Source organism: Nocardia thailandica NBRC 100428 (assembly GCF_000308795.1).
In the GTDB taxonomy this organism is placed as follows: domain Bacteria; phylum Actinomycetota; class Actinomycetes; order Mycobacteriales; family Mycobacteriaceae; genus Nocardia; species Nocardia thailandica.
Genome location: NZ_BAGK01000124.1, coordinates 1 through 12,483, shown reverse-complemented (window position 1 = coordinate 12,483; position 12,483 = coordinate 1). Strand labels below are relative to the sequence as shown.

Genomic DNA, 12,483 nt, shown 5'->3' with positions numbered 1-12,483 from the left:
CGCCAACCCTCCAAGGGAAGTCCGGAGATCAATCGCGCTTCCCTCTTCGATGTGCCCCGCTGTGGGCACGTCGAAGTCGAGAACAGGAACCGACATGAACCGTCGGTCCGTCGGTGTCAGATCGCATACGGGGCGCGCCCGATCCGTACCAGCGCCTTCGGGTAGCGCTGCCCGACGAGATCAGCGACCCGCACGAGCGTGGATTCCAGTTCCGTGACGTGGGCGACCTTGCAGGTCGACAGATCGGGGGCGGTGCATTCCAGCAGCACCGCCGACAGCGCGAACCCGCCGTCCAGCAACGACGAATCGGCCGTGTCATCGATGGAGGAGAGAAGCGCCCGACAGCGTCCTCTCCCGTCGACGCCCGATCCCGCCGTCGTGGGATTTCGGGCACCGGAGGCGAGGAGGCGGTCCGGCTTCAGCGGCGGGCTGCCATTCGGGCACCGACTATCAGCGCTCCGACCGCGACAGTGCCGACAACCAGCATGAGCCGGTTGACATCGATCGCGGGCCGCCAGGCGACCTTGCCGTTCGTGACCACGTAGACCCCGACCGGCTTGGCACCGACACCGAATCCCGCGCCCGAACCGTTGCCGTGCTCGTCACCGCCGTCTCCGCCACCCGCACCGCCGGAGACGGCGGCGACCTCGATCAGGGTCGTGCCGTCCCGCTCGATCGGGTCGCTGTAGACACGTGAGACGGTCATCGTGTCCTTCACCGCTTTCGTCACGTCATCGATCGTCATGTCTTCCTCCGAGCGGTCTGTGGCGGCGGGCCACTCGTTGTCGGCTTTCCCGACTGTGCCCGCGCGTCCGATGTATGTCGTTGCCCGTCCATTCTCGGGCGACGCTGCGCGGTGCGCGCAGGTGCAAAGGGCACCTGCCGATCGGGACAAGGTCCGTAGAGGACGTGACTTTCGCCGCCGACCTCGGAGCGCCGACAGCAGAAGCTGACACGTAGGCGACGGTTGTCCCCGCCGCACCGGATTGCCCTGATCGATGCCGACTCCCGCGATCCGCACTGCTCGTGGCCCGAACGCCGATTCGACGCGCCCACTCGAGCTCCCGCGGATCAGAGCGTCGACCGCAGGGTCGCGAGAGCCGTCGCGGGGTCGGCGGTTCCGGCGATGTGGTCCGCGCCCCAGCGCGCCAGCGCGCCGAGGGCGGGGAGGAGCCTCGCGCCCGCGTCGGTCAGGGTGTACTCCCGGCGCGGCGGGTGTTCGCTGTAGAGGGCGGAGCGGACGAGCCCGGCGGCCTCGAGGCGGCGGAGCCGGTCGGCGAGGATGTTGGTGGTGATCCGTTCGGGGGATGCGAGGAACTGGTTGTAGCGGGTCTTGCCCGCGCTCATGTCCCGGATGATCAGCAGCGTCCACCGGTCGCCGACCAGGTCGAGCGTCGCGGCGAGCGGGCAGGACGAGCGCAGCTTCCCGTCCGGATGACCTTGTGCGGCGGTCTCTCTCACGGCCTGCCCTTTCCCCGTCGGTAACTTGTGCACCGCAAGTATCCCTGCCAGCATGTCACTTGCAAATCACAAGTGACTGGGCCGACCGCGCTCGGCCGGAGGGAATCGCCATGGACATCACCGAATTGCACCGCCGCGCGGCCGAAGGCTTCGCGACCCGCCTCGCCGCCGTCGGCGACGACCACTGGACCCTGCCCACGCCCTGCCCGGAGTGGCGGGTCCGCGACCTGGTCGAGCACGTGCTGGGCAATCACGAACGCGCGGCAGCCCTGCTCGGCGGCGGCGCGCCGGATCCGACCGGGGACGCGACCCGGCGGTGGACGACCGCGTGCGCGGCGATCCGTTCGGGACTCTCGGCACCGGGCACGGCGGACCGGCTCGCGCCCTCGCCCTTCGGCGGCCGGGCGCCGGTCTCCGACGTCGTCGCGATCCTCACCACGGACCTGACGGCCCACACCTGGGACCTCGCCCGCGCACTCGGCGCCGACGACAGCCTCGACCCCGAGGTCGTCGCGGTGCTGCTGCCGCTCGTCGAACGCGCCGGGCCCGCGATGGGCGCCACCGGGAAGTTCGCCCCGCCGGTGGATGTCCCGGAAACCGCCGGGGCACAACGGCGCTTCCTCGCCCTCGTCGGGCGGGACGCGGCCTGACCCGGGCGCGGTTCAGCCGACCACGTCGCCGGTGCGCAGGTCGTGGGCGAACTGCTGGAAGTCGTCGAGGTGCTCGGGGCAGTAGATCGACAGCACCAGCAACTCGCCGCGCAGAACGCGTTCGTCGACGATGACCGGGCGCGTGCCCGGTCCGCCGGCACCGTTGGCCAGCTGGGCGAGCAAAGCCGCGCGGGTCAGCGCGGAGTTCGGATCGGCGCAGACCGCACCGCCGTCCTCGCCGAGCACCCGCACGACCTGGTCCCGGGACGGCGGGTGCGCCACCCCGGCCCGCTCCAGCGCCGTGATCAGCTGATCCGCCTTCGCCTCGGCCTGCGCGTTCGACGACGCCGAGGAGAAGGCGAACAACCCGACGACCAGCAGGATCGCGAAGGTGATCGCGACGACGCTGTACATCACGGCGCGTTCGCGGGCGTTGCCCGCGGTCTCGGTGTCGGTGCTCATGACGCGCTCCCCTCGACGGGTGCCGACGGATCCGGTTGCCGCCAGGACGGTTTCCGCAGCCGGTAGAACAGGAACGGGACCAGCAGGCCGAGACCCAGCGCGCCGGCGGCGACGATCACGAAGTACATCCCGGCGTTGCCACCACCGAACTGCGAGGGCGGAACGAACCCGATGAGCAGGGCGGCCAGCGAGGCGGCGAAACCGACCCCGCACAGCCCGACCAGCATCGGGGCCCGGTAGCCGCGGGGATGGTCGGGGAACTTGCGCCGCAGCTGGATCGCGGCGACGAACATCAACAGGTACATGATCAGATACACCTGGGTGGTGATCACCGAGAAGATCCAGTAGGTGCTCGACACGTTCGGGATGAACGCGTAGAGCAACGCGATCACCGTCGTGACGATCCCCTGGGTGACCAGGATGTTCTGCTGCACGCCGCGCTTGTTGACCCGCTGCAGGAACGGCGGAAGATAGCCTTCCTGCCGCGAGATCAACAGCAGGCCCTTGGACGGCCCCGCCAGCCAGGTCAGCATGCCGCCGAGCGAGGCGATCACCAGCATGATGCCGATCACCGGAGTCAGCCACTGCCAGCCGAATTGGGCGAAGACGGCGTCGAAGGCCTGCATCACCCCGGCGGTCAGCGACAGCTGCTCGGCCGGGACCACCCAGCTGATCGCCAGCGCGGGCAGGATGAAGATCAGCAGCACCAGCGCCATCGCGAGGAACATCGCCTTGGGGAACTCCTTGGCGGGCTTGCGCAGCGAGGACACGTGCACGGCGTTCATCTCCATGCCGGAGTAGGACAGGAAGTTGTTCACGATGAGCACCAGGCTCGCGATACCCGCCCAGGCGGGCAGCAGGTGATCGGTGTCCATCGGTGCGGCGGAGGCGTTGCCCTGGCCGAGGAAGACCACCCCGAGGACCACCAGCAACACACCCGGAACCAGGGTGCCGATGATGAGGCCGCCGCTGGCCAGCCCGGCCACGCCCTGGGTGCCGCGGGATGAGATGTACACCCCGGCCCAGTAACACACCATGATGACCGCGGCGGTCCACACGCCGTTGCTCGCCAGGTCCGGATCGATCACGTAGGCGAGCGTGCTGGCGACGTATCCGAGCAGGCTCGGGTAGTAGAAGATCGTCATCGCGAACTGGCACCAGACCGCCAGGAATCCCAGCGGCTTGGACAGGCCGAGCGACACCCAGTTGTAGACGCCGCCGCTCCATCCCGAGGCCAGCTCGGCCGATACCAGCGAGGTCGGCAGCAGGAAGACGATGGCCGGGACGACGTAGAGGAACACACACGCCAGGCCGTAGACCGCCATGGTCGGCGACGGCCGCAGACTGGCCACGGAACTGGTGGTCATCAGGGCCAGCGCGATCCAGGATATCCACGCCGACGCCGGCGGTCTGCTGCCCGAGCGGGCGGTATCCGGCGGCTCGGTGGACGGAATTGCGGTATCACTCATCGCCATCACCTCGGAACGGGATCGACCACTCCGGCGCATCGACCGGACCGCCGATCGGGGATATTCAGCGGTGCCGTGCGCGTCGGCGCGGAATTCCGCGGGCGCACGATCGACCTGCCCGATGCCCTCGGCATCGGCGCCGGTCACTGCCTCGACCTCTTTTCTACGAAGACAGCAGCGAAAAGGCGGAAAACGGTGGGTATGCGTCGCGATACTGGATCGGATATTAACCACCGGTCACCCCGCGGACAATCGCGATCCGGCGCGTTTACCGAACCGTGAGTGACCGGCCGGTGTAAGCACTCGACAGCCGGATTCCCATTCCGGCGAATGCTCGCGCGGATCCGCTTCCGGAACGGATCGATGCCGGCGCGACGGCCGGGCCGGGGGGTGGTCACCACCGCGCCGAAGGTCTGCGGCGCGGCGCACACGGCCTGGACGCGCCCGCGACCCGGCTCATCCATCCCGCAGGAATCGACCCATTTACATTCACATACATTCCTGTATGTTTGTTCGCATGATCCGTTCCGGATCGGAGATGCCCGCGACGTGGCGGGCGGACCTCACGGAGGAGTTCGATGGCGAACAAGGTCTACGTCGTCGGTGTCGGGATGACGAAGTTCGAGAAGCCCGGCCGCCGCAAGAACGACGACGGCAGCGACTGGGACTACCCCGACATGGCCCGTGAGGCGGGCACCGCGGCGCTCGCCGACGCCGGGATCGGTTACGAGCTGGTGGAACAGGCCTACGTGGGCTACGTGTACGGGGAGTCCACCTCGGGGCAGCGCGCGGTCTACGAGCTCGGCCTGACCGGCATCCCGGTGGTCAACGTCAACAACAACTGTTCGACCGGCTCCACCGCGCTCTACCTCGCGGCGCAGGCGATCCGGGGCGGGCTGGCGGACTGCGCCCTGGCGCTGGGGTTCGAGAAGATGCAGCCCGGTTCGCTCGGCACCACCTTCGACGACCGCGAACAGCCGATGGCCAACCACATGCAGGCCCTGGCCGAGATCTCCGAGGTGCTCTTCCCGCCCGCGCCGTGGATGTTCGGCGCCGCGGGACGCGAGCACATGCGCCAATTCGGCACCACCGCCGAGCATTTCGCCGCGATCGGGCACAAGAACCACCGGCATTCGGTGAACAATCCGTACGCGCAGTTCCAGGACGAGTACACCCTCGACGAGATCCTCGCCTCGCGCATGATCTACGACCCGTTGACCAAGCTGCAGTGCTCGCCGACCTCGGACGGTTCCGGCGCGGCGATCCTCGCGAGCGAGCGGTTCGTCGAGCGGCACGGGCTGGCCGGGCAGGCGGTCGAGATCGTCGGGCAGGCGATGACCACCGACTTCCGCTCCACCTTCGACGGCACCGCCAAGAACATCATCGGCTACGACATGAACGTCCGTGCCGCGCGGCAGGTCTACGAGCAGGCCGGGCTCGGCGCGGCGGACTTCCAGGTCATCGAGCTGCACGACTGTTTCTCGGCCAACGAGCTGCTGCTCTACGAGGCGCTCGGGCTGTGCGGGCCCGGCGAGGCCGGGCACCTGATCGACGACGGGGCGACCACCTACGGCGGCACCTGGGTCGTCAACCCGTCCGGCGGCCTGATCTCCAAGGGGCATCCCCTCGGCGCGACCGGCCTGGCGCAGTGCAGCGAACTGACCTGGCAGCTGCGCGGGACCGCGGGCGCCCGCCAGGTCCCCGACGTCACCGCGGCCCTGCAGCACAACATCGGCCTCGGCGGCGCCGCGGTCGTCACCGCCTACCAGCGCGCCGAGCGCTGATCCCCCACACCCCCCGGCACTCCGAGACGACGAGAAGAGAAGGCAATGGGCCACATCGAATACACCAAGACCCTGACCGCGACCCCCGAGGCGCTGTGGAGCATCATCGCCGACCCGAGCAGCTGGGGCGACTGGTTCTCCATCCACGAGCGCTGGATGGAGGAGCCGCCCGCCACCCTCACCGTCGGCGCGAAACTGGTCGCCAAGATCTTCATGCTCGGCATGGCCAACAAGCTGGAATGGGTCGTGGAGGAGGTGGACGAGCCCCGCACGCTGGTCCTGGGCGGCACCGGCATGGCCGGGGTGAAGGTCCGCTTCACCTTCACCGTCGCCGCGGCGGGCGCGGGCAGCGAGCTCGGCATCGCGGGCGACTTCGAGGGCGCGCTGATCAAGGGCGCCCTCGGCAAGGCGGTCGAGAAGGACGGCCTCGTCCAGCTGGAGAAGTCGCTGACCGCGCTCGACACACTGGCCGTCGCGTGAGCGCCGACACGCGCGCCGTCGCCTTCGACGCGGCCGGGCTCGGCGTCTGGAGCGAGCCGGAGACCTTCGCGGTCACCCGGGAACGGATCGCCGACTACGCCCTGGCCACCAACGATCCCATCGCCGCGCACCGCGACGGCGACGTGGCGCCGCCGGTGTTCGCCATCGTGCCGGTGTTCGACTCGATGATGATGCCGGTCATCGACGTCGCCCCGATGGACGTCTTCGGCCGGGTCCTGCACGGCGAACAGGACTTCCGCTTCCACCGTCCGATCGTGCCCGGGGAGACCCTGACGGCCCGGGCCCGCGCGGTCGGCTTCACCGGAAGGCCCAAGGGAAGCACGATCACGGTGCACATCGAAACCCGCGGCGGCACCGGCGATCTCGTGAACGAGCAGTATCTCACCGCGTACTTCCGCAACATCGACGCCGGGCGCACCGTGGGCGAGCAGGCGCCGCCGCACCGCCTCGACGACGCGGTGCGGGCCGGCGAGCCGGTCGCGGTGGTCGCCCAGCACGTCGACGACGACCAGACCTTCCGCTACGCCCCCGCGTCCGGGGACCCGGTGCCGCTGCACCTCGACGATCAGGTCGCCCGCGACGCGGGCCTGCCCGGGATCATCGCCCACGGCCTGTGCACCATGGCCTTCGCCTCGTGGGCGGTGCTCACCGAGGTCGGCGGTTCCGACGTCGGGCGCCTGCGCCGCCTGGCCGTGCGCTTCGCGGGCATGGTCTTCCCGGGCGACGACCTCGAGACCCGGATCTGGCGGGTCGGCGAGGAGAACGGTGTCGCCACCTACGCCTTCGAGACGGTGCGCGGCGAGACCGTGGTCCTGTCCGACGGCCTGGCCGAGATCGCGGGCTGATTCCCCCCACCCCCCACACACGGCCCGGTTCCCCGGGGACCGGATCTTCCGAGAGGAGCACTCCGATGGGTGCATTGGACGGCAAGGTCGCCGTCGTGACCGGCGCCGGTCGCGGGATCGGCCGCGAGCACGCGCTGCTGTTCGCCCGCGAGGGCGCCGCGGTCGTCGTGAACGACCTGGGCGGCAGCAACGCGGGCGAGGGCGCCGACACCACCCCGGCGCAGCAGGTCGTCGACGAGATCGTCGCCGCAGGCGGGCGCGCGGTCGCCAGCGCGGGCGACGTCGCGTCGTGGGACGGCGCGCGCGCGTTGGTCGAGCAGGCGGTCGCCGCGTTCGGCAAGCTCGACGTGGTCGTGAACAACGCGGGCATCCTGCGCGACGGATTCATCGCCGGCCTGTCCGAACCCGAGTGGGACGCGGTCCTCGCGGTCCACCTCAAGGGCCATTTCAACCTGCTCCGGCACGCGGCCGCGTACTGGAAGGAGCGGGCCAAGGCCGGCGAACCGCTCAGCGCGGCGGTCGTCAACACCGCCTCGGCCTCGGGCACCACCGTGCCCAACGCCGGGCAGGCCAACTACGGCGCGGCCAAGGCGGGTATCGCCGCGCTCACCCTGGTCGCGGCCGACGAGCTGGCCCGCTACGGGGTGCGGGTCAACGCCATCGCCCCGATCGCCCGGACCCGGCTCACCCTGGCCACGCCCGGCATGGGCGCGGTCATGGCCGCCGAGGCGGCCGCGCTCGCCGACGGCGAGTTCGACGCCTTCAGCCCGGCCAACATCGCGCCCCTGGTGGCCTACCTGGCCTCGGACGGCTGCCCGCTGACCGGGAAGGTGTTCGCCGTGCAGGGTGGGGCCATCTCGGAGCTGGCCGGCTGGCACGACGTGAAGACCATCGAGACCGAAGGGCCGTGGCGCATCGCCGACATCGCGGCCCGCCTGCCCTGAGAGACCCCGGAGGACAACGATGTTCGAATGGTCCGAGACCGACCTGATGATCCGCGACGCGGCACGGGAGTTCATCGACAAGGAGATCCGCCCCCACCTCGACGAGCTCGAGCACGGCGACCTGCCGCCCTACGACATCGCCCGCAAGCTGTTCGCGCAGTTCGGGATCGACGCCATGGCCGAGGAAGCCGTGACGAAGATGCTCGAGCGCCGGCGCGCGAAAGAGGCGGCCCTCGCCGACGGCACGGAACCGGCGGCGAAGTCCGGCGGGAAGAAGGGCGGCGCGAATCCGCTGGCCGCGCAGGCCTCGATGGGCGTGATGCTGCTCAGCGAGATCGCCGGCGTCTCCCTGGGCACGGTCGCCGCGGTCGGGGTCAGCCTGGGGCTGGGCGCCGCGACCATCCTCTCGCGCGGGACGCTCGCGCAGAAGGAGCGGTGGCTGCCCGATCTGGTCACGCTGAAGAAGGTGGCCGCATGGGCGATCACCGAGCCCGACTCCGGCTCGGACGCCTTCGGCGGCATGAAGACCTCGGTGCGCCGGGACGGGGAGGACTACATCCTCAACGGGCAGAAGACCTTCATCACCAACGGCCCCTTCGCCGACGTGATCGTCGTCTACGCCAAACTCGACGACGGCAGCGGCACCGACCGGCGCGACCGCAAGGTGCTCACCTTCGTCCTCGACAAGGGCATGGAGGGCCTCACCCAGGGCAGGCCGTTCCGCAAGATGGGCATGCACTCCTCCCCCACCGGCGAGCTGTTCTTCGACGACGTCCGCGTCTCGCGGGACCGGCTGCTCGGCGAGACCGAGGACCATCACGGCGGGGACGGGCGCGACAGCGCCCGCAGCGCGTTCGTCAGCGAGCGGGTCGGCTGCGCGGTCCTGGCGATGGGCATCATCAACGAATGTCACCGGCTCTGCGTCGACTACGCGAAGAACCGCAGACTGTGGGGCCAGGAGATCGGCCGGTTCCAGCTGATCCAGCTCAAGCTGGCCAGGATGGAAATCGCCCGCCTCAACGTGCAGAACATGGTCTTCAACGTCCTCGAGGGCGCGGCAGCGGGCAGACTCCCCGGCCTGGCCGAGGCGTCGGCGATGAAGCTGTACGCGACCGAGACCGCCACCGACGTGGCGATGGAGGCCGTGCAGCTCTTCGGCGGCAACGGCTACATGGCCGAATACCGCGTCGAGCAGCTCGCCCGCGACGCCAAGTCGCTGATGATCTACGCCGGCTCCAACGAAATCCAGGTCACCCACGTGGCCAAGGGCCTGCTCGGATACTGAGACCAGTCAGGAGTACACGGCCATGACCTCGTCGCCGAGTTACGAAGAACTGCTGCGCACACTGTCGGAAGGCTCGGTGGAGCGGCATTTCGACGCCTTCACCGACATCCCCTGGGACGATCCGGACTACGCGATCGACCCGCACGATCCGCGCTGGGTGCTGCCGGAGTGCGAGCCGCTCGGCGCCTCGGCGTGGTACCGCGCCCTGCCGGAGGCGGACCGGATCAGGATCGGCCTCGCCCGCCAGGCCAACACCGCCAAGGTGGGCCTGCAGTTCGAGAACCTGCTCATGCGCGGGTTGCTGGAATACGTGTTCCTGCTGCCCGACCGGGACGTGGAGTTCCGCTATCTCACCCACGAGATCACCGAGGAGGCCCACCACACCCAGATGTTCCAGGAGTTCGTGAACCGCACCGGCGTCGACGTTCCCGGCGTCCACCCGGTCGTGCGGGCGTTCCAGGCGGTGATCCCGCTGACGGTGAGCGTCGTCCCCGAGTTCTTCTTCGCCATGGTCCTGTGCGGCGAGGAGCCGATCGACCACATGCAGAAGACGATCCTGCGGGCGGGCGGGCCCGCCCATCCGTTGATGCTGCGGATCATGCAGATCCACGTGGCCGAGGAGGCGCGACACATCTCCTTCGCCCACGAGTACCTGCGCCGCACGGTGCCCGCCCTGCCCGCAGCGCGCCGTGCGGTCCTGTCGGTCCTGTTCCCGGTGATGTTCACCATCGCCTGCGACCTGATCGCCAAGCCGTCCCCCCGTTTCGCCGCCGCGCAGAGCATCCCGCGCGCGGTGATGCGCGAGACGTTCTGGCGATCACCGGAATCGCGGCGGATGCGCCGCGACATGCTCTCCGACGTGCGCGGCCTGGCGGTGGACTGCGGCCTGATGAACCCGGTGTCGGCGCGGCTGTGGCGGATGCTGCGGGTCGACGGCAGGCCGTCGCGCTACCGCAGCGAACCCGTCCGCTGAGCGGGCGACGGGCGGGCGCCCGGTGCGGGTCCGGCACGGCGCGGACCCGCACCGCGACCGCCGGACCGCGGACGCACGACCTCAGTCCGGGTCGGCGAGGCCCGAGAGCAGTCGCTCGCCGACGATGCGCAGGTCCGCGCTCGCGCGCTGCCAGCGCCGGTGGGCGCGCTCGGGATCGTCGGCCACCATGGTCGAGAGCAGGATGCCGCGCAGCGCGTCCATGGCGGTGTAGATGAAGTCGCGGGCCGGCTTGCGCACCAGCTCGTTCGGCACCAGCTGGGCCACCGCGCCGAGCATCGCGTTGTTGACCACCGGTTCGACGCGGCGCAGCTCCGCGGCCAGCTGCGGATCGGTCCGGCCCGCCAGCCACAGCTCGACCAGGGCGACGTACAGCGGACCCTGGTGGACGTCCCAGAGCAGGTCGAGGACGGCGCCGACGACGTCGTCGTCGGCCGCCGCGCGCTCCATCTCCGGCAGCAGCGCCGCGATCCGGCGCTCGGCCAGCCTGCTGATCGCGGCCACGACCAGGTCCTGTTTGGAGCCGAAGTGGTGGACCTGCGCGCCCCGGGTCACACCCGCGTGCTCGGCCACCCGTGGCGTCGTCGTCCCCGCGTACCCGTACTGCACGAGGCAGTCGATCGTGGCGTCCAGCAGCCGAGCACGCGTCTCGCTCGACCGCTGTTCCTGGGTACGACGGGATCGCGTCGCGGCGGCGGGCCTGGGCATTCCCCGATCGTACAGTTACGTACAGTTCGGCAGGTAACTCGCCGCGCGCGGGCAGTCAGCCGGTCAGGACGCGAAGCCGGGGCACAGGTTCGTCGTCGCCGCGCTGACGAACAGCGTGCCCTGGCCGAACCCGTAGGACCGCTCGACCGCGGAGATCTCGTCGAGCACCGACACCCCCGCGCGCAGATGGTTGCAGCTCGCGTAGCCCGCGGTGACCATCTCCTCCGGCGACCGGCCGGGCAGGGTGGCGTTGTTCAGCCCGATCTCGTCGAGGAACGCGGTCTCGGCGGGGGTGACGTCCGCGGCCGCGGTGCCCGCGGCCAGGGCGGGGCCACCGAGTGCCGCGAGGCTCACCGCGACGGCGACGGCGACGGGACGGAGGCGGATTCGGCTGATCGTCATGATCGTGGTTCCTCGGGGTCGGGAGGCGATGTCGTTGTGCCACCAACGATCCGGCAGTCGCGCGCGCCGCGGAACCCACCCCAGGGCTGGTGCGCCCCACCCTGTCGCGCCGGCACCCGGGCCCGGCGATTCCCGGCCCACCGACGAATTCCGGGCGGGCACCCCGTCTGCATCGATGGACCCACCGAACGGCGGTGGGCAGGCGCGGGCACGGATCCGGCGCGACGAGAACGACCAGGAGGCGACGATGAGCGTCGGCGATCAGCGGCACACCGACGGGCACCGCGAGCCCGTCTCCCGCTCGGGGGCACCCCGGGTACTGGTGAGCGGGGCGAGCATCGCCGGTCCCGCCCTGGCGCTGTGGCTGCACCGGCACGGCGCCGAGGTGACCGTCGTCGAGCGGGCGCCTGCGCTGCGACCGGGCGGTCAGGCGGTCGACGCGCGCGGGGTCACCAAGGAGGTCATCCGGCGGATGGGCCTGGACGCCGCGGTCCGCGCGGCCCGCACCCAGACCATCGGCGCGCACACCGTCGACGCGGACGGCGCGGTGCTCGAGACCTTCCGCGCCGACGACGACGGCGGGGACGGCTTCATCGCCGAGATCGAGATCCTGCGCGGCGACCTGTCCGCGGTGCTCTACGACGCCACCCGCGCCGACGTCGAATACCGCTTCGGCGACCGGATCGCCGGGCTCACCCAGGACGCGGACGGCGTCGACGTGGTCTTCGACGGCGGCGCGCGGCGGCGCTTCGAGCTGGTCATCGGGGCCGACGGCCTGCACTCGTCGCTGCGGTCGATGGTGTTCGGCCCGCACGACCGGTACCTCCGCCACCTCGGCTACGCCCTCGCGTTCTTCAGTGTGCCCAACGAGTTCGGGCTCGACCGATGGATGCTCGAGTACCAGGAGGGCGGCCGCTCGGCGGGCCTGCGCCCGATCCAGGACGCCACCCGCGCCATGGCCATGTTCTTCTTCCCCTCCGC

The 12,483-nt window shown here is 70.4% G+C and carries 15 protein-coding genes; 8 read left to right on the top strand and 7 right to left on the bottom strand.

The features are described 5' to 3' along the window. Positions 1 to 116 precede the first annotated feature (116 nt). From ON36_RS32715 to ON36_RS13065, 3 genes are all read right to left on the bottom strand, one after another. Positions 117 to 299 (bottom strand): hypothetical protein, encoded by a 183-nt coding sequence (locus tag ON36_RS32715; RefSeq protein ID WP_052313933.1) that lies wholly within the window; start codon positions 297 to 299, stop codon positions 117 to 119. 119 nt (positions 300 to 418) lie between these two features. Next, positions 419 to 745: a spore germination protein GerW family protein gene (locus ON36_RS13070; RefSeq protein WP_043651995.1), complete on the bottom strand. Its 327-nt coding sequence runs from the start codon at positions 743 to 745 to the stop codon at positions 419 to 421. Between the two features lie 326 nt (positions 746 to 1,071). Then, on the bottom strand, positions 1,072 to 1,461 hold the full coding sequence (locus ON36_RS13065) for a winged helix-turn-helix transcriptional regulator (RefSeq protein WP_218001194.1): 390 nt from the start codon (positions 1,459 to 1,461) through the stop codon (positions 1,072 to 1,074). A 110-nt stretch (positions 1,462 to 1,571) separates the two neighbouring features. Between ON36_RS13065 and ON36_RS32710 the strand changes: the two genes are divergently transcribed. Beyond that, positions 1,572 to 2,111 carry a TIGR03086 family metal-binding protein gene (locus ON36_RS32710; RefSeq protein WP_052313932.1) on the top strand — a complete coding sequence of 180 codons (540 nt, stop codon included), beginning with the start codon at positions 1,572 to 1,574 and terminating at the stop codon, positions 2,109 to 2,111. Positions 2,112 to 2,123: 12 nt separating this feature from the next. Here the strand turns inward: ON36_RS32710 and ON36_RS13055 are convergent, their stop codons facing one another. Together ON36_RS13055 and gadC are read right to left on the bottom strand one after the other, a co-directional pair. Then, positions 2,124 to 2,573, bottom strand: coding sequence for a hypothetical protein (locus ON36_RS13055; RefSeq protein WP_043651994.1), 450 nt, complete (start codon positions 2,571 to 2,573; stop codon positions 2,124 to 2,126). Further along, entirely contained in the window at positions 2,570 to 4,042 is a 1,473-nt protein-coding gene (gadC, locus tag ON36_RS13050; RefSeq protein WP_083885108.1) for a glutamate/gamma-aminobutyrate antiporter GadC, read from the bottom strand. The genes ON36_RS13055 and gadC overlap by 4 nt, the downstream gene beginning before the upstream one ends. Before the next feature lie 578 nt (positions 4,043 to 4,620). Between gadC and ON36_RS13045 the strand changes: the two genes are divergently transcribed. The 6 genes from ON36_RS13045 (at position 4,621) to ON36_RS13020 (ending at position 10,374) form a co-directional block, all read left to right on the top strand. Continuing rightward, on the top strand, positions 4,621 to 5,826 hold the full coding sequence (locus ON36_RS13045; RefSeq protein ID WP_043651992.1) for a lipid-transfer protein: 1,206 nt from the start codon (positions 4,621 to 4,623) through the stop codon (positions 5,824 to 5,826). A 45-nt stretch (positions 5,827 to 5,871) separates the two neighbouring features. Then, a complete protein-coding gene (locus ON36_RS36130) occupies positions 5,872 to 6,306 on the top strand; it encodes a type II toxin-antitoxin system Rv0910 family toxin (RefSeq protein WP_043651991.1) in 435 nt (144 codons plus the stop codon). Further along, positions 6,303 to 7,172, top strand: coding sequence for a MaoC/PaaZ C-terminal domain-containing protein (locus tag ON36_RS13035; protein WP_043651989.1), 870 nt, complete (start codon positions 6,303 to 6,305; stop codon positions 7,170 to 7,172). Before ON36_RS36130 ends, ON36_RS13035 begins: the two co-directional genes overlap by 4 nt. Before the next feature lie 65 nt (positions 7,173 to 7,237). Continuing rightward, the gene (locus ON36_RS13030) at positions 7,238 to 8,116 is read left to right on the top strand and encodes an SDR family oxidoreductase (RefSeq protein ID WP_043651987.1); all 879 of its coding nucleotides are present in this window, start codon (positions 7,238 to 7,240) and stop codon (positions 8,114 to 8,116) included. A 19-nt stretch (positions 8,117 to 8,135) separates the two neighbouring features. Continuing rightward, on the top strand, positions 8,136 to 9,401 hold the full coding sequence (locus tag ON36_RS13025) for an acyl-CoA dehydrogenase family protein (RefSeq protein ID WP_043651986.1): 1,266 nt from the start codon (positions 8,136 to 8,138) through the stop codon (positions 9,399 to 9,401). A 22-nt stretch (positions 9,402 to 9,423) separates the two neighbouring features. Next, a complete protein-coding gene (locus ON36_RS13020; protein ID WP_043651985.1) occupies positions 9,424 to 10,374 on the top strand; it encodes an AurF N-oxygenase family protein in 951 nt (316 codons plus the stop codon). Between the two features lie 81 nt (positions 10,375 to 10,455). Here the strand turns inward: ON36_RS13020 and ON36_RS13015 are convergent, their stop codons facing one another. Together ON36_RS13015 and ON36_RS13010 are read right to left on the bottom strand one after the other, a co-directional pair. Continuing rightward, positions 10,456 to 11,100, bottom strand: a complete 645-nt coding sequence (locus ON36_RS13015; RefSeq protein ID WP_043651984.1) for a TetR/AcrR family transcriptional regulator — start codon at positions 11,098 to 11,100, stop codon at positions 10,456 to 10,458. A gap of 63 nt (positions 11,101 to 11,163) precedes the next feature. Further along, positions 11,164 to 11,502 carry a DUF732 domain-containing protein gene (locus tag ON36_RS13010; RefSeq protein ID WP_043651982.1) on the bottom strand — a complete coding sequence of 113 codons (339 nt, stop codon included), beginning with the start codon at positions 11,500 to 11,502 and terminating at the stop codon, positions 11,164 to 11,166. A gap of 175 nt (positions 11,503 to 11,677) precedes the next feature. Between ON36_RS13010 and ON36_RS13005 the strand changes: the two genes are divergently transcribed. Further along, on the top strand, positions 11,678 to 12,483 hold an 806-nt coding region (locus ON36_RS13005; protein WP_245558065.1), incomplete at its 3' end, for an FAD-dependent monooxygenase.

What these genes read in the sequence shown, in the direction of transcription:
- ON36_RS13070 (WP_043651995.1), bottom strand. Translation starts at nt 745, where the DNA reads ATGACGATCGATGACGTGACGAAAGCGGTGAAGGACACGATGACCGTC.
- ON36_RS32710 (WP_052313932.1), top strand. Translation starts at nt 1,572, where the DNA reads ATGGACATCACCGAATTGCACCGCCGCGCGGCCGAAGGCTTCGCGACC.
- ON36_RS13055 (WP_043651994.1), bottom strand. Translation starts at nt 2,573, where the DNA reads ATGAGCACCGACACCGAGACCGCGGGCAACGCCCGCGAACGCGCCGTG.
- gadC (WP_083885108.1), bottom strand. Translation starts at nt 4,042, where the DNA reads ATGAGTGATACCGCAATTCCGTCCACCGAGCCGCCGGATACCGCCCGC.
- ON36_RS13045 (WP_043651992.1), top strand. Translation starts at nt 4,621, where the DNA reads ATGGCGAACAAGGTCTACGTCGTCGGTGTCGGGATGACGAAGTTCGAG.
- ON36_RS36130 (WP_043651991.1), top strand. Translation starts at nt 5,872, where the DNA reads ATGGGCCACATCGAATACACCAAGACCCTGACCGCGACCCCCGAGGCG.
- ON36_RS13030 (WP_043651987.1), top strand. Translation starts at nt 7,238, where the DNA reads ATGGGTGCATTGGACGGCAAGGTCGCCGTCGTGACCGGCGCCGGTCGC.
- ON36_RS13025 (WP_043651986.1), top strand. Translation starts at nt 8,136, where the DNA reads ATGTTCGAATGGTCCGAGACCGACCTGATGATCCGCGACGCGGCACGG.
- ON36_RS13020 (WP_043651985.1), top strand. Translation starts at nt 9,424, where the DNA reads ATGACCTCGTCGCCGAGTTACGAAGAACTGCTGCGCACACTGTCGGAA.
- ON36_RS13015 (WP_043651984.1), bottom strand. Translation starts at nt 11,100, where the DNA reads ATGCCCAGGCCCGCCGCCGCGACGCGATCCCGTCGTACCCAGGAACAG.
- ON36_RS13010 (WP_043651982.1), bottom strand. Translation starts at nt 11,502, where the DNA reads ATGACGATCAGCCGAATCCGCCTCCGTCCCGTCGCCGTCGCCGTCGCG.